General features: G+C 46.6%; 18 protein-coding genes. 8 read left to right on the forward strand and 10 right to left on the reverse strand.

Annotation, left to right across the window (positions count from 1 at the left end; translation table 11 throughout):
• Positions 1 to 41 precede the first annotated feature (41 nt).
• Together EKM92_RS04710 and EKM92_RS04715 are read right to left on the reverse strand one after the other, a co-directional pair.
• Positions 42 to 2390, reverse strand: a complete 2349-nt coding sequence (locus tag EKM92_RS04710; protein WP_125708384.1) for a glycoside hydrolase family 9 protein — start codon at positions 2388 to 2390, stop codon at positions 42 to 44.
• Positions 2390 to 3343, reverse strand: coding sequence for an ROK family protein (locus tag EKM92_RS04715; protein WP_125708386.1), 954 nt, complete (start codon positions 3341 to 3343; stop codon positions 2390 to 2392). Before EKM92_RS04715 ends, EKM92_RS04710 begins: the two co-directional genes overlap by 1 nt.
• A 192-nt stretch (positions 3344 to 3535) precedes the next feature.
• Between EKM92_RS04715 and EKM92_RS04720 the strand changes: the two genes are divergently transcribed.
• Genes EKM92_RS04720 through EKM92_RS04730 form a run of 3 tightly spaced genes read left to right on the forward strand, consistent with a single transcriptional unit; the run spans position 3536 to position 6516 of the window.
• Complete coding sequence (locus EKM92_RS04720) at positions 3536 to 4603, forward strand: LacI family DNA-binding transcriptional regulator (RefSeq protein WP_125708388.1); 1068 nt, start codon at positions 3536 to 3538, stop codon at positions 4601 to 4603.
• Entirely contained in the window at positions 4600 to 5409 is an 810-nt protein-coding gene (locus tag EKM92_RS04725) for a Cof-type HAD-IIB family hydrolase (protein ID WP_125708390.1), read from the forward strand. Before EKM92_RS04720 ends, EKM92_RS04725 begins: the two co-directional genes overlap by 4 nt.
• Positions 5410 to 5421: 12 nt before the next feature.
• Positions 5422 to 6516, forward strand: coding sequence for an SIS domain-containing protein (locus tag EKM92_RS04730; protein ID WP_125708392.1), 1095 nt, complete (start codon positions 5422 to 5424; stop codon positions 6514 to 6516).
• 141 nt (positions 6517 to 6657) lie between these two features.
• Here the strand turns inward: EKM92_RS04730 and EKM92_RS04735 are convergent, their stop codons facing one another.
• Together EKM92_RS04735 and EKM92_RS04740 are read right to left on the reverse strand one after the other, a co-directional pair.
• A complete protein-coding gene (locus EKM92_RS04735) occupies positions 6658 to 8442 on the reverse strand; it encodes a bifunctional diguanylate cyclase/phosphodiesterase (protein WP_125708394.1) in 1785 nt (594 codons plus the stop codon).
• 153 nt (positions 8443 to 8595) lie between these two features.
• Positions 8596 to 9759: an acyltransferase gene (locus tag EKM92_RS04740; RefSeq protein ID WP_125708396.1), complete on the reverse strand. Its 1164-nt coding sequence runs from the start codon at positions 9757 to 9759 to the stop codon at positions 8596 to 8598.
• Positions 9760 to 9928: 169 nt separating this feature from the next.
• Between EKM92_RS04740 and EKM92_RS04745 the strand changes: the two genes are divergently transcribed.
• On the forward strand, positions 9929 to 10864 hold the full coding sequence (locus EKM92_RS04745) for a DHH family phosphoesterase (RefSeq protein ID WP_125708398.1): 936 nt from the start codon (positions 9929 to 9931) through the stop codon (positions 10862 to 10864).
• Positions 10864 to 11334, forward strand: coding sequence for a nucleoside 2-deoxyribosyltransferase (locus tag EKM92_RS04750; RefSeq protein ID WP_125708400.1), 471 nt, complete (start codon positions 10864 to 10866; stop codon positions 11332 to 11334). The genes EKM92_RS04745 and EKM92_RS04750 overlap by 1 nt, the downstream gene beginning before the upstream one ends.
• Positions 11335 to 11399: 65 nt before the next feature.
• Here EKM92_RS04750 and EKM92_RS04755 read toward each other — a convergent pair whose 3' ends face one another.
• Complete coding sequence (locus EKM92_RS04755; RefSeq protein WP_125708402.1) at positions 11400 to 13292, reverse strand: heavy metal translocating P-type ATPase; 1893 nt, start codon at positions 13290 to 13292, stop codon at positions 11400 to 11402.
• Between the two features lie 154 nt (positions 13293 to 13446).
• Between EKM92_RS04755 and EKM92_RS04760 the strand changes: the two genes are divergently transcribed.
• On the forward strand, positions 13447 to 14157 hold the full coding sequence (locus EKM92_RS04760; protein WP_125708404.1) for an EAL domain-containing protein: 711 nt from the start codon (positions 13447 to 13449) through the stop codon (positions 14155 to 14157).
• 745 nt (positions 14158 to 14902) lie between these two features.
• Here the strand turns inward: EKM92_RS04760 and EKM92_RS04765 are convergent.
• Positions 14903 to 15211 (reverse strand): metal-sulfur cluster assembly factor, encoded by a 309-nt coding sequence (locus EKM92_RS04765; RefSeq protein ID WP_225420717.1) that lies wholly within the window; start codon positions 15209 to 15211, stop codon positions 14903 to 14905.
• A gap of 121 nt (positions 15212 to 15332) precedes the next feature.
• On the opposite strand from EKM92_RS04765, the gene EKM92_RS04770 reads away from it, so the two are divergent.
• Both EKM92_RS04770 and EKM92_RS04775 read left to right on the forward strand, forming a co-directional pair.
• Complete coding sequence (locus EKM92_RS04770; protein ID WP_125708408.1) at positions 15333 to 16739, forward strand: C69 family dipeptidase; 1407 nt, start codon at positions 15333 to 15335, stop codon at positions 16737 to 16739.
• Positions 16740 to 16864: 125 nt separating this feature from the next.
• On the forward strand, positions 16865 to 17206 hold the full coding sequence (locus EKM92_RS04775) for a hypothetical protein (RefSeq protein WP_125708418.1): 342 nt from the start codon (positions 16865 to 16867) through the stop codon (positions 17204 to 17206).
• 43 nt (positions 17207 to 17249) lie between these two features.
• Here EKM92_RS04775 and EKM92_RS04780 read toward each other — a convergent pair whose 3' ends face one another.
• The 4 genes from EKM92_RS04780 to cls all read right to left on the reverse strand — a co-directional run bounded on the left by EKM92_RS04780 (position 17250) and on the right by cls (position 21267).
• Entirely contained in the window at positions 17250 to 17540 is a 291-nt protein-coding gene (locus EKM92_RS04780) for an iron-sulfur cluster assembly protein (protein ID WP_125708420.1), read from the reverse strand.
• A 150-nt stretch (positions 17541 to 17690) separates the two neighbouring features.
• Positions 17691 to 18566: a metal ABC transporter solute-binding protein, Zn/Mn family gene (locus tag EKM92_RS04785; RefSeq protein WP_225420718.1), complete on the reverse strand. Its 876-nt coding sequence runs from the start codon at positions 18564 to 18566 to the stop codon at positions 17691 to 17693.
• A 112-nt stretch (positions 18567 to 18678) separates the two neighbouring features.
• Entirely contained in the window at positions 18679 to 19794 is a 1116-nt protein-coding gene (locus EKM92_RS04790; RefSeq protein ID WP_125708422.1) for an AI-2E family transporter, read from the reverse strand.
• A 12-nt stretch (positions 19795 to 19806) separates the two neighbouring features.
• Positions 19807 to 21267, reverse strand: a complete 1461-nt coding sequence (cls, locus tag EKM92_RS04795) for a cardiolipin synthase (RefSeq protein WP_125708424.1) — start codon at positions 21265 to 21267, stop codon at positions 19807 to 19809.
• Between the last annotated feature and the right edge of the window lie 105 nt (positions 21268 to 21372).

Consider the following 21372-nt stretch of genomic DNA (forward strand, 5'->3'; position numbering starts at 1 on the left):
TCATGATGCAAACACGAGAACCGTGTTTTAAGTAAATGAGTTCATTTTTGGTCGGCTTTCAGCAAAGCTGCGATCACCGCAAGCCATTTGCCGTTATTGCCGATCCAAACTTCTTTATACGTGGCATTGGTAAACTGTGGCCAAAACGGCACATCTTCGTCAGCTTCCGTTTCGATGCCGACGGGTAAAGCCCCGACTTGTTGACCACAAGAGATGGCATACAAGTTTTCAAATTTGGTGCCAAGGCCATACATCAAAGACTGACCAAATGGATTTAGCCCAGTGACCCAGGCCAATTGATCTTCAGCCAGTTGGGCCAAGTTCTGATCATGTAAAGCATCCGCTAAGATCGCGGCACTTTGCGCAGTGGACAAGATCACGCCGTTGTTACCACGGAAGGAGAACCACACTGGGAATCGTTTGATGAATAAGTGTGGTCCCACTTGGATCCCGCCTTGAAGTTGGGTGGTGTATTCAGATTCAGCAGATTTATCGACCAAGAGGTGTTGAATATAAAAGCTGTCTTTGTCTTTTGGTTCATCATCGAAATAAAGCCCTGACGAGATCATCGGATAAGGTGCAGTGAAATGCTGCAACCACAAGAGGTAATCGCCATAGTTGCGAGCCGCTTGGACGAATTCATCATCGCCATCAGTCAAACCGATCAATGCATCTAACGCTTGTGCAAAGAGGTGTTCACGCGCTTGATGGTTGAAATGTTGAAAGACTTTGTGGGTCGCATCGCGGTAAAAGACGCCGCGGATGACAGTGCCATCATCAAGTTTCAAGCCTTTGGTTTCTTGATACGTCAACAGCCGTTTGCCATAAGTTAAAGCAGCTTCACGATAATCCGAATCTTTGGTCAAATTGAACAACTGAGTGGCCGTCCAAACGATCGTCGCATCATAGCTTGCTTTGGAAGTATTGTAGGTATGCTCCCACATGATCGGCTCTGCGGCATAAGGATGCTCACCAAAGGTCGCTTTGGCAAAGGCATAATCGCTGATCGCAGCTTGTTTTAAAGCATGAGCTTGAATTGGTTCTGGCATTAACGCAGCAGCTTGAGCTTCAATGCCTGAAAATAAAAAGTTGTCATAAGCGCTGTTGTGAACGCGAGCGTTGACATCATCAAAGTTGCCAATGTAGTTGTCGGTCCAACGCGAAGTCCCAGCACTGGTGGCACGGTAACCATCACCAAAGCGAGTCTTCAACACAAAATCCAATCCCCACTGCGCTTCTTCAACCATCCGCGCACTGAGTCTTGCATCAGCATCCCGATAAGAATCAGCCGCTTGCAATAAGCTCAACGCGACTTCAGCGGTTTGCATCGTTTGTTGTGATAAGTCGCCAGCATCATGCCAGCCGCCGTTAAACGGCATGATCAAGCCGTTATGTTGGGCAAAGACATCGGTGTGGCACGTTGGGTGTAAGCCAGGAACTGGAAAGCCGCAACGTTGTGAGTAAATGAAGTTTAGATCATCGAGCACGCTAGTTTCCCAAAGCTTAGCATTTTCAGCGATCGTCACTTTGGTATCAGGAAAGCCTTCAATTTGAAGGCGATAGTTCCCTACCGTTTGGATAGCCGAAAAGTCCGCCACTTTAATGCCAGTCTCGGCAACTTCTTGTAATCCTAAGTTACCTGACAAAACTTGTGTGCCCAATGCATCGACCAAACTAAAGCTCGTTGCATTGGTTTCACAGCTCAACAATGCGAGCTTTTGGCCCCAAGTCGGATATCCTGCTTGAGCGACCACAACGGTGTTAATTTGAGGCTCCCAGCCATGGGTCACTGGCTGTTGATCAGCGTTTGCGACGCTGAACGCTTCAAAGGTCATGTTGATCTCACCAGGTAAATTGAGATAAGACCCATTGGCGGTGGTATTGATGCTGATCTCACTGATGGCATCTCGGGGAAGATCTGCGATATTTAAGTAATAAGTATGTGGTTTGCCATCTGAGATCAAGTCCACTGCATGAAAGCCAACGCGGTTATATTCATCAGGGACTTTGATCACGCCATCGTTTTTAAAGGCCAAGGTAATATTGGCATTGATCACGCCAACATTGTTCACTGTGGCAGAAAATACGAAATGATCAAAAGCGCGCCAGTCTTCGTGATTGATCGGCAAAAACGTTCCGATCTGGCCATATTGGATGTAATCCCCATCTTGAGGTGCGCCTTGAGGCCAACTTTCATAGCGTGTTGGCGAATGCAAGGTCACCGCATCACCATCAGTTTCAATGGTGCCGCGATCACGTTGTTGCCAAACGCCGTTGCCTTTCAGTGGGACTTTGGTTTGATGATGGATCTCAAGCGGCTTAGTCAATGGCGGAGTTTGCAGCATACGATGCAATTCACCACTTTGATCAAGTAATGTATCAACTGACATCACAGCAATCCTCCTTTGACAAACCCTAAACGACTAGCACCCATGATAGCGACTTGGTTGGGATCAAGTTGACTCTTGACCACACCGACTTTCATCAAGTGGGTCACCGCGTTACCTAAAAGTGGCTTGAGGTGAGTCATCAGCCAGTCGCCATTGGTGACGCCACCGCCTAAAACAACTGCTTCAGGGTCGCTGACCCGGATGAGATTCAAGATCAAGCAAGCTAGTGCGGAAAGTGCGCGGTCAACGACCTCACGTGCCACCTTGTCCCCTGCATCATATGCTGGGAACAATTGCTCAGTACCGACCCGTCCATGATCATCGATCTTTAAGCTAGTGTCCTCACCTGCATTGATCTTTTCGATCGTAGCGCGGCTCATGCCAAGACCTGATGCGATCGGTTCAACACAGCCGAAACGTCCACAGATGCACTGTTCTTTACTATTGAAATCGACCACCATATGACCGATCTCGCCAGCATCTGAATGTGCCCCTTGAACGATTTGACCATTGGTGACGACGCGTCCAGCAATGCCAGTGCCAACATTGAGATAGATGAAGTTATCCGTGGTTTGACCGATGCCAAAGGCTTGTTCAGCGACGGTCGCGCTGTAGACGTCATTGCCAATGTAAGTCGGCAACTCAAATTGCTTTTGAATGATGTCTGCAAGTGCCACTGGTGTTGGATGGTCGGGATTGATCTCGTACCAAATGCCAGTTTCTGAATCAATGCGGCCAACAGTGCTAATACTGATGGCTTTGATGTCACCATGATGTGGTTCTTTCAAATACTCAGCGATGGCTGATTGGATCTGTTTAGTGGCGGCGTGTTGGTCAGACACGTCTGATGGATACTTACGACTGTTGAAAAGATGTCCTGCCTGATCACATTCAGCGATCAAGATCTTGGTCCCACCTTGGTCAACCGTCAAAACTGTTGGGGTTAATTGCATCCTCACCCCTCCTTTTTGAGAACGTTACCAAATATTTGTAATCGGTTACTTATGTGCACGTCTATAGGCTACAACCGTCTGAACAGTTCGTCAAGGGGTTCTGATAAATTTTGGTAACGTTCCCACAAATTCTTGCAAGCGCCGCCACCTTGCATTAAACTAGGACTATCGAGTTGATGTGGAGGTGGCGTGATGCCGAAAAAGGAACTAACGATAGTAGAAATTGCCAAAATGGCTGGGGTTTCGACCAGCACGGTATCACGGGTCCTCAATAAACAAGACCACGTCAATCCCGCCAAACGCCAAAAGGTTCAAGAGATCCTCGACCGTTCAGGTTTTCAACCTAGTGCCACTGCACGCGCGATGGTATCAAAGCGGACCAATACCTTTGGCGTCGTGGTTTCTGATATCAATAACCCTTATTTCACAACGCTGGTCTCACAAATTGAAGCGGCCGCTAAAGACGCTGGCTACAGTTTGCTCTTATTTAACACGCAAACTGCCGGCGGCCTGCAACAATCGACCATTACCACAGTTGAGATCGAAGCCTTCCATCGCCTAGAAGAAAAGAAAGTCGATGGTGTTTTGATCTTAGGTGGTGAAATCGACCGGGCGGATCCTGACGCGGACTATTTAGATGCCTTGCATCAATTGGCTCAGCACTTACCAGTCGTGATCGTTGCGCAGCCTTTAAAAGATAGTGGCTTTAACTTTGTGGCCCGTTATCAAAAGCTCGCCGCCACGACTATTACCCAACATCTTTTAGCATGCGGCTACCATGATATCGCCTTTATCGGCGGTGAACCTGGCATCACCATCACCAACGAACGTCTAGCTGGGTATCGCGAGATCATGGAGACTTATCGTACCTTTCGAGAAGATCGCGTATTTCTTAGCGATTACTACGCGCAAAGCGGTTTTGACAGCATGACTGAGCTCATTAACCAAAATGACCTGCCAAAAGCAGTTGTTGCCATCAATGATCAAGTGGCATTAGGTGCGATCCGTGCATTAAACGACCACGGCCTTAATTGTCCAAAAGATATTGCCATTGCTAGCTGCGACGCCTTTCCTAACAGCACCTTCTTCACCCCTCGGATCACTACCATTGATCATCACAATACCCGTTTGGCTCAAATCGCCGTAGCAAAACTGCTCAACGCCATTTCGCCAAAACGTTATCCTTTAGGCGATCTATCCATCGAGCCGCCGAGTTTGTTGATCCGCGAATCTTCTGGGTTGAAAGGAACAAAGTCATGAACGAATACGCAATTTTCATGGACATTGATGGCACTTTAGTTGATGACCACCAGCATATCACCCCTAAAACCAAAGCCGCGATCCAAACGCTTAGCAAAAAAGGCCAACACTTCTTCATCGCCACCGGTCGCATGCTTGATGCCGCTCGTGCCATCGCTGCCCAACTTGGTCCAAACGTTGGTGTGATTGCCAGCAACGGTGCCGTCATCCAGACTACAAGTGGCGTAAAGTGCAAACATTTAGGCATTGAAGCCTTAACCGCCACTTACCAAGCTGCTGCCAAAAACAAGATCTCAACGTTTTACTTTACCCCAGAGCGTGTGTATTACACGGATCAACTGCCTGACTACTTCTCCGCAGACGCCAACCACCGCGTGGCAGGGACAAATCAGCCCAAGTATGAACAAGTCTCCGACCTAGCAGATCTACTTACCCATGAAACAGAGATCGTCAACGGCATCATGATCTCTGATGATGACCCAGTAGGACTAGCTAATGCATCTGCATTTTTGGGAACGTGCCCAAATCTAGATATCAGCACTTCTGCCCCAAATAACATCGAATTACTGCCACTTGGGGTGACCAAAGCCACAGCAATTCGAGCCATTTGCCAAGATCTGGAGATCCCAATGACTCATACCATGGCATTTGGCGACGGTGAAAACGACTTGGCGATGCTTAAAACCGTCAACATTGGTGTCGCCATGGCAAACGCTGTACCAAAAGTGGCCAATTCGGTGAGAAATCACACCGACAGCAACTTGAACGACGGTATCGCCACATTTTTGACCCACTATTTTGATTAGGAGGAACCCATCATGTTACCCACAATGATGACTTACATTGAAAAAGAACCCGAAGCACTCAAACGCGTATTAGACGCCTACCCCAAACCTGAAGACGAAGCCTTAAAAGGCGCACCTCTAGGCACCCAAGACTGGTTGATATTAGGGACAGGATCGAGTATCAACGCGATTCGCAGTGCCAAGTTATATATGGAAAAAATTGCTAACGTCCGGATCCAAGTTGAGGAGCCTTACAACTACGCCCAATACGAAACTGTCAGCAAAACTACCGATTTCGTGATTGGTGTTTCTCAAAGTGGTCAAAGCACTGCCACAATCGACGCGATTGCTAAAGTTGCCAAGCAACGTTCAATCTTCCGCATGGCTGTGACTAGCCAACCTGGCAAAGAATTATCGCAAGCCAGCGATACTACATTGGATATTCTCACTGGCAAAGAGCGCGTGGGCTACGTCACCATGGGCTATAACGCCACAGTACTGTCCTTAATGTTAGTGGCCTTGCGCTATGCCAAAGCGAACAAACAAATCACCAAAGCCGAAGAGACCGCCGAACTAGAGCAGCTCGCCCAAGTCATCGCCAAAGTTCCTGACGCCATTAAAGCAACCGACGCGTTCTACCAAGCACATGCCAAAGCCTTAAAAGACCCTCGCCAATACAGTGCCATTGGTTACGGCGCTACCGTCGGCACAGTAATGGAAATGCAAACGAAATTTGTTGAGGTGGTTCGCCAACCAGCCGGTGGCCACGATCTTGAAGCCTTTATGCACGGCCCTTATCTTGGCATTCACAAAGACGACATCCAATTTTATGTCCAAACCAAAGCTGATACCTCAGTGCGCACCAAGATGTCCGCACTGCGCGATTATGAAGCGCGCTACATCGATAAGATCTACACCATCGATTTAACTGGTGAACCTGCAAGTGCCAACACACTTGCATTAGGTGAAATTGAAGACCAATTTATGTCCTCATTGGTTGCAGTCATTGCTTTTCAAGTCCTTGCATGGCGCATCACTTGTGCGAATGGTGTCGACCTAGGTAAACAAATCTTTACTGATTTCTCTGAAGTCGTCCACAACAAAACTGAAGTCCAAGATTACGTTTAATCGATAAAACAGCGTTGAAGATACAAGTGGTGGTATCTTCAACGCTGTTTTATGGGGTGAATTGGACTTGCCCCCACCTTTCATAGATGTGAGGATGGAACAAAATCATCGTCGCAACCCTTGATATGATTTTCATTAAATCTATAAAATTCGCGGCAACACTGGGCGACTGAAGAAGTTGCCTTGGCCATAGACGACCTTGAATTCGTCAACTAACCGCATATCAGCGTCACATTCGATTCCGTCCAGTGCCAATTGAAGATGATGAACGGTACAAACATGTTGCCAATAGTTTAGATTAGCAATCAGAGTCTGTTCGGCGACGGCATCGCGTTTAGGTGCTAGCGGAACCTTCACGATATCAAAGTATTGCAGGACTGGTGCAAACGCCGCAAAATGTCCTGGTGTGGTGGCTGCGTCGATCACAAACCGAACGCCAGCTTGCCGATACTTCGATCCGATCGATGCAAACAACTTGGCATCTGGCATATGATTTAGCTCCACGATCAACTGCACTTGGGCATTGGCATTTAAATAGGCGAGCAACATCTCTTGAATCTGCGGATCTGCCAACTCTGCAACTTCATAGTTCATCGCCAAAGATGGTACTTCCAATTGGTGGGAAATCGAGCGGATCAAAGCCATCATGGTTTCAGTCGTGACATTGTAATGCTTCGCTTTGCCCCACTGTCCCTTCGCATAGCGCTCCAACCGTAGTTCATTGGTGATAATGTGATTATCTGACAACCCCATCACTGGCTGCGTGTAGTAGGTAAAGTTGATCATCGCCGAATGTGAGTTGTTCAATAAATCTGCTTGTCCATCCACAGTGATGCGATCACGTCCGTGTTGTTTGGATAAATACATTGAATTATCTGCACGTTTTAATAATTCATCTAAGTTTTGGTCTTGCTGTTCTAAAAATGCAACCCCGACTGAGATCGAACAACGAAAGTGGTTATCACCATAGGCCACCGGAATCGTTCGCACAGCATTCCAACAATTGCGTACCAAACTCACCGCTGCTTCTAACGCAAAGCCAGGCATGATGATCGTTAATTCTTCGCCACCAGTCCGATATAGCTCTGCAGGTGCAGACGCATGCTTCAATTCAGTTTGCAAAATATTGGTCAAACCGATCAATACCGCATCCCCGGCATCATGCCCGTAATCATCATTAAATGACTTAAAGTGGTCGATATCCATTACGGCCACTCCCATTTCAATTCCTTGTTGTTGACAATCAGAAAAAGTGTCAATGCCTACTGAATTCAACCGTGACAAACTAAACGCATGCGTCAACACGTCGTGATTCAGCTCTTGCGTCAAGCTTTCTTGTTCAGCAATGACTGAGCGCATTCGGTGAATATAACTATAGGAATACCCACTCATCAGCGCAAAGATCAACGGATAACCATACAAGCTACGCAATGGTACGTCGACATAAGTGGTCCAAAACAACGTCGCCGTAGCAATGGCGAATAACATATACCACCCAAATTGATAATGCACAGTCGCTTGAAAATAGCGCAATCCCACCGAGGTCAGCGCAAAGGCCACGGCCACCAATAAGAATAAACGCGCATCAAAGGGATGATTTAAAAACCAAAATAGGCTCAATACCGCCCAGTTGAACAAATATTCACTGATACTCGCCCCTTCGTCAAGCAAGGCGTAGCTGATCACAAACAACGCCAAATTGACATACATGTCGCCACCTTGACGCACGCTGACAGCCGCCCATTGTAAGCCGAGCGCAACGGTCAGGGTGATAACAATGCGAATTAAAGCATGACCCCAACGCACAGCGGCTTTCCCAGAGTTGGTGCGCAATTTTTGATAAAACGATGAATCATAGTACGTTAAATAACCAGCCACGAAAAACACCGATAATACCGTGCGGCCAATCCACATCCCAAATGCCATAAGCTCCCCCAAAAGTCACTGTGACATGCACACTTCTATTAGTAAATCGCGTCAGTTAATCATTGTCAACGAAAAACTAGTTCCGGTAAAAACTAATTCTGATTTTTTGATACAAATAAACCGAATAGAATGTTTTTTTCACATGGCACATGCCTATCGATCCGCATTTTCAACGATTTGCGGTTTTGACGTTTTCAAACGTAAATGCCATCGCGGCCTCCCGATCAAAAGGCCAAATGGTACGAAGCGATAGCAAAACCAAGCCATTGCAAAACTCATCGACACCACAGCAACATAACCAATCGGTAACACCCAAACTAATTGCAGTGACGACCAACCGGTTTGTGATAACACCCATTTCACCCCCATCAACGCAAGCGTTTGATTGAGATACATCCCAAAACTCACCGTCGCGATATTATGAATGAATTTGGCGATCCAATGTTTTCGATGCGTCAAGCGCCAGCTAGCAAAACGTTGCCCTAACCCATACGTCATCAAGATCATTGCAGTATCATAAACTAACATATAAGGTTGATGCGGCGACAGCGCATGACTGTTGCGCAATGCTAACAATTGTTGATTAAACCCGCGATAATAAATCACGGTGCCTAAACCTAAGCTGATCGTGAATGGCACTAATAATCCCCAAATTTGATTCAACCAGTTCACGACTTTTTTGCGATGCAACGCCACATACCCACCTAGCACCACATAAAATTGATAAACAAACACATTGATCGAATAAGCTTTGAACCAGTATGGCCAGTTGTTGGTATTCACACCCCACAAACCGTATTTGATCAAAGTGACTAAACTCAATTGAATGATAAAGCTAATGATCACTAGGCGAAGTTGATGCCTTTCAAAGCGATGAAACAGTTTAACAATCACAGGAAACAACAGATACAACTGCATGGTGATCAACAAATAATACATATAGAAATGATCCCCATGCAGTAAGATTTTCGGGAGTTGCAACCATGAGTAATTACCTTGATTGACTCCGATCATCACGGCCAGCAACAAGGAATTCCAAATCAAATAAGGCCACAGCACGCCGTTATAGCGTTTTTTCCAGAATGTTGGCCAATCATGTTTTTCATAATAGATCATCATCAATACTAACCCCGTCATAAACATAAAGCCCATCCGAGAAAAATGACCAATCATCCGAATACTACGCAAGGCGTAATACGGGGTGTGCCAGTGATGGGCCATGAGGCTAGTGAATTGATTGATCGTGTGATTCCACAATACCCCGCAAATGAAAAAAGCGCGCATGAAATCCACTTCATGTAAATATCGTCTTGCCATAAGTTCCTCCTGAAACGGCAAAAAGCGGGCACCTGATAAGGCTACCCGCAATTTCCCGATTGAATGGGTTTAATATAGCGAAGCTGACTTAAACAGAACTTAAAGCAAAAACTTTGCATTCCGTTGAATTTCCACTAAACTAAAAGAAACTAGTTTTGGAAAGGACATTATGCTAACTGATTTGATTGCGGCCATCATGCAAGCCGACAACATTATCATTCATCGTCATATCAATCCTGATCCTGATGCCTTTGGTTCACAAATGGGTTTAAAAGCCTTGATCCAACACCAATTTCCGCAGAAACAAGTTTTTGCAGTTGGCGAATCGCAACCAAATCTCAACTGGATCGGTGTCCCTGACGTGATCGCCGATGTCCAATACGCCGGTGCCTTAGTGATCGTGATCGATACTGCCAACACCGCCCGCATCGCTGATCCTCGCTACACCACTGGTCAACAGTTGATGAAAATCGACCATCATCCTGATCGCGAACCTTTTGGCGATTTATCATATGTGGACACAAATGCTTCTAGTAGCTCAGAAATCGTGTATGACCTCGCACAAGCCGCCAAGTGGTCACTGACAGCTGAAGGCGCACGCTGTTTGTATGCTGGGGTCCTTGGTGATACTGGTCGTTTCATGTTTGATCTCACCACGCCAAAGACCTTACGGGTTGCCGCAGACTTGATGGCGACCGGTATCGATGCCCCAGCGATTGCCAGAGCAGAAGACCAACTAACGCCGAACATGGCGAAATTGATCGGTTATGCGCTCCAACATACCGAAGTGACTGAAGCTGGCGCAGGGAGTTTCATTTTATCCACAGCAGTGCGTGAACAATTTGATGTGCCTTTAGGTTTAGAACAACTCGCAGTGAATTATGTGGGTAAGTTGACGACCATTGACGCTTGGGTCATGTTCACTGAACGTGAAGATGGCAAGTATCGCTGTGAATTGCGCAGTAAACACCATCCGATCAATCAAATCGCTGTCGCTTTTGGTGGCGGCGGTCATCCCCTAGCCTCTGGTGCTGTCGCTAAAGACCTTGACACTTGCCAACGCATGATCCAAACCTTAGACCAATTATTGAAGGAGCAACGTTAATGAAAACTGCATATTTGGCGGAAAGTTGGTTCAATCCAGCACAAATCGCCTTGCTTGACGCCGCCACCCCAAAGCTAAAAGCTAATCCCACATTGGATTGGGAAAACTCATTTCGACCACAAGAACATGCTTATCAAAACTGGACGCCAAATGATCATCCTGACATGTTCGCCAACCCTGAATGGCAAATGGCAACTTTTCGTGAAGATGTCTCAGGGATCAATGCCTCTGATATTGTCGTGGCGTTATATGACCCCACGCCTGCGAATTCTGATCCTGGCGTGTTATGGGAAGTCGGTTATGCCTACGGTTTGAACAAACCAGTGATTTTGGTATTGCCTGACGATTGCCAAACTGATTTAAACTTAATGCCAGCCCTTGGCGCTACTGCGGTAATCTCAGTCAAAGACCTCGCAAGCTTCAACTTTGCCCAACCGCATTTACATCATTTTGAAGGTAGCGTTTATTAACTTGTGGATAACTGCCACAAACAAAAAAACTTTTCCCCAGCTGTTTTGGGGAAAAGTTTTTTAATTTAAGCTTGTTGAGCGGTTAAGGCTTGCGCTTTTTTACCACCGAAGTTGATCAACCGCATGGCGTTGAAGATCACCACAAGAATTGAAGCTTCATGAACGAACATACCACTGGCCATGTAGATGAATCCAGCGATCAAGCCGATCAATAAGAAGGCGACAACGGCAATGGCGATCGCCACATTTTCACGAGTGTTCAATACCGTCTTCTTGGCTAAGCGATAAGCATGGTTCAAGGCGGCAAAACTCGATTGCATCAACACCACATCAGAAGTTTCGATCGCGACATCAGTCCCAGAGCCCATCGCGATGCCGATATCTGCAGTGGCAAGCGATGGGGAGTCATTGATCCCATCGCCGACAAAAGCAACGGTGCGACCGGCAGCTTTGAATTGTTGAACAAAGGTCACTTTATCTTCTGGCATCAATTCTGCATGGACTTCATCGATCCCTAATAACTCGGCGACATGTTCAGCAGTGGCTTGATTATCACCAGTCAACATGACCAAATGCTTCGCACCAGCTTGACGCAAGCTAGCGAGTTGATCCGCCATCCCTTCACGAATTTGATCGGCAATGGCGAAGATCCCGGCGATTTGATCATCAATGGCAACGATCACTGTTGAAGCCCCAGCACTAGCCAATTCATGCAAAGACGCTGCTTGCTCATCAGTTAATTGTAAGTTGTGAGCAGCCAATAACTTCACATTCCCGGCGCAAACATGATGCCCGTCGATAGTAGCGGCAATGCCTTGACCTTTGATCGTGTTGGAATCGGTCACAGCTAGGCTTTGATAGTCTTGGCCTTTGTGGTCAGCGTATTGTGTCAAAGCACGACCTAGTGGATGATCAGATAAGCTTTCAAGCGCTGCGGTTAAGCGGATCAACTGATTTTTGTCATCAGTGTAAGTTAACACTTGATCCACAGCAGTTTTACCAGTGGTCAACGTCCCAGTTTTATCAAATACAAAGGTATCGACTTTGGCAAAAGTGTCCATTGCTTCGCCGCCTTTAACTAAGATCCCGCGCTTGGCGCCATTGCCGATCCCAGCAACATTAGAAACCGGCGCGCCAATTACTAACGCCCCAGGGCATCCGAGGACTAAGACAGTGATCGCAGTGCGTAAGTCTTTGGTGAAAATGAAGACTAAAGCTGCTAACACTAACACTGCCGGCGTATAGTACTGGGCAAAACGATCGATAAATTTCTCGGCGTGAGATTTGGTGTCTTGGGCATCTTCAACTAATTCAACGATTTTAGCAAAAGTGGTATCATCACCAACCTTAGTCGCTTCAACATCTAAGAACCCATCACTTAACATGGTACCAGAGAAGACTGGGTCGCCGACTTGTTTGGAAACAGCGCGCGATTCACCAGTAACTGCAGCTTCATCAGCATAGCCAGAACCAGAAACAACATTCCCATCAACTGGGATCGCGGCACCGGTTTTCACCCGAACCACATCCCCTTCATCGACATCATCGACGTCAATTTCGTCTAGGCTCCCATCTGCTTGCACCACTTGTGCAGTGGTTGGGGCCATTTCGGTTAAGCTTTTGATCGATTCGCGGGTTTTGGATAAGGTTTTTTGTTCGAGGAAGTTCCCGAATAAGAATAAGAAGGTCACAATCGCCGACTCATTGTATTCTCCGATCACAAATGCCCCGATCACCGCTAAGGTCACCAGAAACTCGATTGAGATCACTTTCACGCGAATCGCTTGATAAGCATGCATCGCGATCGGTAGCACCGCGATGATCGAAGCCACTGCCAAAACGATTGCATAAATCGTCGGCTGACCTAAGAATTTAGCGGCATAGCCGATCACGATCAACGCAGCAGATAACCAAGTGATCGTGGTTTGATTCTTTTGTAAATATTGTTGGAATTTCATGTTTGCTTTCCCCTTTCGCTCATTGACAAGTTCATTGTATGGCCGCAAGCGAAAATAAAACTTGACGGAGATCAAGTTTGGAACAATTCTTATTAAAATTTCCCCTTGACTCAATTGACCTTGAGTGCTTAATCGCGGTATGATGGGTTAGCTGATGCGTTCAGTCAGTCACATCAAAGGGGAACAACAGATGATCACCTTTTACGGTCAACCCAAATTTGCTAACATCGACAGCGACGATACCGCCAGCGGGTATGAACTTTTGATCCGCCAGCACATCGACGGTCGGTGGCTATTGCCAGAAGATTTCACGGCATTGCCACCTGATCAATTTGAGTATTTATTACGCAAAGCATTAATTGCGATGCCACCAACCATCACACGCGTTTCCTTTAATTTGGAACGGGTCCATTTTGTGAACCCTGAATTTCTGGACATGGTTCGCCGCGTCCAAAACGATACTGATGTGATTTTGACCGTTGAATTGACTGAACGTTATGATCCAAATATCGATAATTTAACGATCGTCCATGCCGCCGAAGCCTTCTTCAAAGCTGGTATTGAAGTCGTCATCGATGATGTCGGCAGTGGCAATAATTTACCAGGCTTAGTCGAAGCGTTGACCCCTTACGTCGTGGGTTATAAATTCGGCATTCAAAATCTGCGACCTTATGCCACTGACGAAGACTTGCATGATCGCTTGAATTTCTGGGCGCAACAAGCCGAACTGAGGCACAAACGTTTTGAAATTTCTGGCGTTGAATCGTTAGATGATGTTGAAAATATGCAACGTATTCCCGGTTGCTCCGACATTCAAGGTTATTACTTCGGCCAACCAGTTCCATTAAGTACCGAAGACTTGTAAATCATCCTCAAGCTAAGACGACATACAGTCTTGGCTTTTTTCATGCACTCGCTGTCCGGCACGAAAATCTGTGAGCTCCGACGATTTAGCGTCACTGCGGTGAATTGGACAAGTTGCCGTGCGGCCGGTTTCAGAAATCGGCAAAACCCGCCGATGTTCTTGCACCTAGAATTTGAACCAAAGAAAATCGCTTTGTTTCAAATTCTGCCGGTGAAATCTGCGCGAACCGCCAAAACCCGGCGTTTCACTTGATTTTACTACCACAGGCAATTGTCCAGCTCACCTCCGTTCTGCCAAATCATCTCCGACCACAGCTTTTCTGCATTAATATTGCTAACTTACAAATCAAATACGTTAATATACGATGTCATTCAAATGACTAATCATGATATCACGCAGACATCACGTGACTTGTAGCTGTCAGGTGACAGTAGGCTAGCGTAGTGGAAGTGATTTGAAATGGGGGATGGAAGCAGGCCATCGGTGCGTGGTGAGATTTCCGTAAGCGACAAGTCGCTAACGGAAAGCCGCAGGGGAAGATCCGCTGGTGGGGAGCGTAGCGAGACATCCAGGCTAGCAACCCCTTGGACCCTCACTACGCACCGACGAGCCAGCTGGAGTCCCCATTTCAAATCACTGAAACGGAGCTAGTCCACTGTCGCCAGATGGCGGCATGAAACACTAACGAATAAAAACAGAGGCTCAGACAAATTGTCTGAGCCTCTTGGTATGTTTTATCCGGTGATCAGTGGATCCCAAGCATGATCTTGGCTTGACGCGATAAGTTATCCACCGACCAAGCAGGCTCCCAGACTAAGTTGATCTTCACTTGATCGACTTCTGGAAGCCGCGCTAAGGTCGCGTCGATGTCTTCTGACAACATATCAGACAATGGACACCCCATGATCGTCAACGTCATGGTCACGGTGCAGACGCCGTCATCGATGGCGACATCATAAATTAAACCAAGGTCGACGACATCGACGCCAAGTTCTGGGTCGATCACTTGCTCCAGCGCCTCTAGTGCGCGATCTTTAAAGGTTTCATCCATCATGTCGTCCTCCGTTTCATTAGGGTTATTATAGCCCGCAAAATCAAATCGCGCCACTGTCGACTTTTGTGTCTGTCATCAAAGGACTATAATAGACCCATCTTATACAAAGGGATGACCTTAATTGACTGAATATCATCACGGTTCATGTACCACCGTATTAGTGGGTAAAAAAGCCTCCATCGACGGCTCAACTATGATCGCACGTAACGAAGATGGCTTTGCCCCGTTAAACTTTGAAAAATTTGTTTTGGTAAAACCTGAAGATCAACCACGCCACTACCAAGCGAAACTTTCCAAGTTCCACATCGAATTGCCTGACGATCCCATGCGTTACACCTCAACGCCAGACGTTGAAAAAGAACACGGCATCTGGGCTGCTGCTGGGATCAACAGCGCCAATGTCGCCATGACTGCCACTGAAACCACCACCACCAACTCACGGATCTTAGGGTTAGACCCATTAGTTAAAGACGGTTTAGGTGAAGAAGATATCACTGCCATCACTTTGCCTTACATCCACTCTGCACGTGAAGGTGTGGCTCGCTTAGGCGCTTTACATGAAAAATATGGCACTTATGAAACCAACGGGATCGCGTTTTCCGATGAAGATGAAGTTTGGTACTTTGATACCATCGGCGGTCACCACTGGGCTGCAGAACGCATTCCTGATGATGCTTATGTGATCGCACCAAACCGCTTCAATATCGACTGGTTTGATTTTGATTCTGATGACACCATGTGTTCAGCAGATCTTAAGACGTTGATCGATGAAAATCATTTGAACCCTGATCGTGAAGGTTACAACTTACGCCATATCTTTGGTTCAGCAACCCCTAAAGACACGCGCTACAACAACCCTCGCGCCTGGTTTGGTCAAAAATATTTGACCCCTGACGTTGAACAATCACCGATCGATCAAGATTTGCCTTTCATTTGCCGAGCCAACCGCTTGATTTCCATTGAAGACGTCAAGTTCATCGAATCGTCTCACTACCAAAATACCCCTTATGATGTTTATGGCACTGGCACTGAAGCACAAAAGAAGCAATTCCGTCCGATCGGCATCAACCGTAACCAAGAATTGCACATTTTACAAATTCGTCCCGATGTTCCTGATGCTTTAAAAGGCGTGCACTGGTTAGCCTTTGGGCCTAACACCTTCAACGCTGTAGTGCCATTCTACGCCAATGTCAACGATACGCCTGCCGCTTATCGCGATACCACCACAGAATTTGATCCATCGAACATGTACTGGCTCACCTACTTGCTGGCAACATTTGGTGATTATGACTTTGATTTGTTCCAAGATCAAGAAGACATGTTCGAAGAAAATTCCGTTGCTGCTTGCCGCAAATTGCAACATGACGCCGACGCCGCAGCTGCAGAACAAAAAGACTTGGCTGCTTACTTAACCGGCGTCAACCAACAAATGGCTGACGCGGCGTTGAAACAAGCCACTCACCTACTTGGTGAAATGGTCAAGTTATCCGCCCCACGGATGGCTTTGCAATTTACTTTAAATGACTAATTGAATCACTGCGCCTACCGAAGTTTTCGGTAGGCGTTTTTTCATGCATCGCCTAACACTTTCGTCACTTCACTGGACTGCATTCGCGCTTGAGCATACACTAAAGCCACATTGGAGGGACGATTATGGAAAAAGACGCCCAAGTACTTTACGATTTAATCGACGCTGCATATCCCGAACACGGCGATTTTGAATGGATCAAAGCGTATAACCAGATCTTGTTGAAATATGCCAAAGCGCTGGATGACGGGGAAGCGATCACAGAAGTTCGCGTCCCGATGTACATCGAATTATACCAATTACCTTATTTTCGAGCGATGACGTTATCGCCTGCAGGACGCGCGTTATATGGGAAGTTGCATCAAGATTGTCATGACTATGATGCCAAGCAATTACGCCAAAAAGCCCTCGCTTATGGCATCATTGTCGCGGCCGGGACTTGGGCTGCAAGTTTCGGCGGCAATTAAGAAAAGGTTCTGCTGGCGATCACGCTAGCAGAACCTTTTTAAATTACCAATTTAACATTTCACGAATCTTCATCACTAAGCGGACTGGCGGCCAGATCATATCAATGGCCACGCGGTCCACACCATCAAGGCGTTCTAAGACCCGCGCAATTTCTTCACCAGTCGATTCTGCTAAGGGATTGCCCCATACCGACTCTGGCATGGTGACGATGCAATTGCCATCAGCGTCCACCTCAACGTGATTGATCAGCCCTAAGCGGACCACGTCAACGCCTTGAACTGGTTCGATGACACTGCGTAAAACAGCACGTGCTTGTTTGGTAATATCAGTCATGTGCTCAGCTCCCTTCTCTTACAATGATTATTATACCGCGTCGAGAACGTTTTCTCATGTACGAAAACGATAAGTCTTCTCAGAAACTTCTTATTGCAACATGCCATAACCTAAAATTCAGTCGCTTATTATTTTCATCTCAGTAAAAAATTATTTTTCTAATAGTTTTATCAGATTACGATATTGATTCAATTGCCATTGCAAGTAAGTTTGATGGCGCGGCATGGTTTCGGTGACTTTGAGGATCGGCACCCCTGCCGCTTTTGCTTGTTGGGTGAGATGCGACACCACTTTGCTTTGCACTTGCTGATTGATCACCACAAAGGCGACTTGATGTTGCTTGAGTAACGCCTCATTGCGACGGATATCTGCCGGCGTGGGGTCACTGCCTTCTTCAATGGCTTGGGCGAAATGTTGATCAGCGACACGAACGTCGGCAGCTTGTAGCGCGTTGTTAAACACCGGTTCAGAAACGATGGCTGATTTTCCTTGACTCAAGTGTTTCACTTTGGCCACAGCTTGATCCAATGGCTTGAGGCTAGCGATATAGCGTTTGGCATTACGCGAGTAGGCAGCTTTGTGTTGGGGATCCAATTTGCTGAATCGTTTGGCTAAAGCGTTGGCCATTAACTTCATGGCTTGAGGTTTATACCAAATATGTTCGTTTTCGCCATTTTTAACGCCGACCACTTTGGCAGCAGAGACGATCGGTGTATCAGGTTGTGCTTTAGCAAGCTTGGTCATCCAACTATCATAACCGGCACCATTTTCGATCAACAGATCCGCTTTAGCGACAGTTTTACCGATTTGCGTGGTGGGTTCATAATCATGAGGATCAACATTAGGATCGTTGATCACTGACGTCACAGTGCCGTGTTTGCCTAACACTTGTTGTGCCACTTCTCCATAGAAGTCGACGCTGGCGACGATATGTAGTTTGTCATTGGCCGCGCGATTTTGTCCGCAGGCAGCAAGGCTGACCATTAACGTGAATAAAGCTAGCAGTAAAAAATTGCGTTTGTACATGAGCAATCCTCCAAATTTTAAATCGTAACTATTACGATTTAAAATCATAACAAAGGTCATGAACAATTGCAAATTAAAAACTGCCTCAGCGTTTTGCCGAGGCAGCTCATCATTAAATTTGTTGTTCTTTTTGTAAGGTCGCGTTTTTGATCAAACGATACAATGTTGCCGTTAACGGCACGCCAATCAAAATCCCTAAGATCCCAGCTAAACCAGAACCGATGGTGATTGCCACCAATACTAAAATACCAGGCAAACCGATCGAACCGCCGACCACGCGAGGATAAATGAGGTTCCCTTCCAATTGTTGTTGAATCACCAAATACACCACAAACGCTAACCCTTGCATGGGATTGGCAACCGCGATCAGCACAAAGCCGATCGCTCCACCGATAAATGCCCCAAACATTGGGATCAAAGTGGTCATCCCCACCAACACCCCAATTGAAATTGCATTCGGAAAACGAAAAATCGACATCCCGATCACTGACAAAGTCCCAACAATCGTCGCTTCGGTGACTTGTCCGACAATGAAATGGGAAAACATATCATCGGCGACACGCAGCACATAACGAGTATATGCCAGCGGTTTGGCTGGGACAAAGGCGTTAAGCACGCGGTTTAAGTGCCCTGCGATCCGTTCTTTGCTCCCGACAAGATATAACGCAAAGGCAAACGCTAAAATAAATGAGAAAATGCCGCCAGCTAAATTAGTGAAAATCGATACAGAACTGGAAAAGATTCCCGTGATCCCAGACGTTAAGAACTTCAACGCTTTTTGTTGGAGATCAGACCAATCGATTTTTGCTGCGGCCAGTTGTTTAGTCACCGCATTGGCTTGTTGCGATTTGGCGAGCCATTCATTGATCAAGTTGATCGTATGCGGCAAGCTGGTGAAGAAGTTGGTCAACGCCGTAATGAATTGTGGGATCACAAGCCACATCACAAACCCGATCAAGACTGCGACGACGACCACCGAACTCAACAAGGCGACTGGCCGGCGTGCCCCTAACGCCATCCGACTCGACGCCTTGGGCCACAACCGTTTTTCAATACGGACACACACCAAGTTCAAGACATAAGCAAACGCTGCGCCTAAGATCAATGGCTTGGCGATCGCTAATAAATGCGTCAACGCACCAAATAACTGTGCCGGATATATCAACCCGATCAAAAATAAGGCACCGATCACCGCGATGCGGATCAGTTGTTTGCGATTGAGATTCATAGGGACCTCCTGTTACAAAATTGGGGATAATAACCGGGAAAAGGCTTGCTTGAACCGCAACCATAACGACATATTGTGGAAATCTGCTGGTGTGATCAACGTACTGTCTTCAATATCATCCAGAAAGATCTTATGGAGTTGCAGGGCAACTTGTGAATTATAAATAAAGGCATTGGCTTCAAAATTCAATTTGAAACTGCGAAAGTCCATATTCGCTGAGCCGATCGATGAGATGGTATCATCGATGGTGACGACTTTGGCATGAAGGAAACCTTTTTGATAGAAATAGATCTTCGCACCATCATCTGCTAAGAGATGCGCATAATATTGCGTTGCGCGGTAGACGAAAGCGTGATCTGGCATATGCGGCACCATGATGCGCACATCGACACCGGAGTGGATCGCACTACGCAAGGCGTTGATCACCGAATCATCAGGGATCAAGTAAGGCGTTTGAATATAAAGATGTTCGCGGGCTGAGTTGATCAACCGCAAATAACCAAGTTTGATCTGTTCCAGATCTCCAGTCGGACCGCTGGTGACGATTTGCAACATCGTGTCGCCGAGGCCTTCGTCTTTTTTTGGAAAATGCGTTTGATTGACATCGAGTTTATGTGTCGTGACCGTCGCATCCCAATCTTGAATAAAGTGTTGCTGCAACGCCAACACCCCATCCCCGACTAGCTTCAAATGCGTATCACGCCAGTAACCAAACTTTTTATCGCGGCCAACATATTGATCGCCAACATTGAAGCCGCCGATATAGCCGACCCACCCATCAATGGCAACGATTTTTCTGTGGTTACGGAAGTTCAACCGAAAATCAAATAAATTGGAATGGATCCCTAAAAACGGTTCCGCAAATCCACCTGCTTCACGCAACGGGTCGAAGAATTCAGACTTTGCGCCCATGGACCCCCATGAATCATACAACACCCGGACGTCGATGCCTTCTCGCGCTTTAGCCGTTAAGGTATTGAGTAGTTCGGCGCCGAGTTGATCGGCATAAAACGTGTAGAATTCCACATAAACATGATGTTGCGCGGCACGGATCTCTTGTTGCATGTCTTTAAACAACGTCGGCCCATCAGTAAAAATCGCAGTTTCGTTATTGGTGGTGACGAAACTATTATCGATGCCTTGAAATAAGTTGACCAAATTCTTCACTGAAGCTTCAGTGTGGGTATCAGTTGCGCGATATGGTGGGACGGATTTTTGTTGCGCCTTTAAGGCATCGGTTAATTCTGCATTTGGTTGGGCGCGAATTTTATCCAATTGACGATGGGTCAGCTTGCGACCTAAGAAAGCATATAGTAAAAAGCCGACCACTGGCAAAAAGTTCAACACCAATAACCACGCCCAAGTTGCCGCAATGTCGCGTTTTTCACGAAACACGGTGAAAACCGCACCGATCGTGTTTAAGACGATCACCACTTCGATGATGACTTTGATGGTATTCCAGTTCATGCACACATCCTCCGATCTCTCTGTTTACTAAATTACCGCATGTTAGAGAGATTACAAGTCTAAATTGCCGCAACATCCATCCAAAGATGGCAATCCTTGGGCTTTCAACAC

Origin of the sequence: Lacticaseibacillus porcinae (assembly GCF_003946305.1) — a bacterium.
GTDB classification, from domain to species: Bacteria; Bacillota; Bacilli; order Lactobacillales; family Lactobacillaceae; genus Lacticaseibacillus; species Lacticaseibacillus porcinae.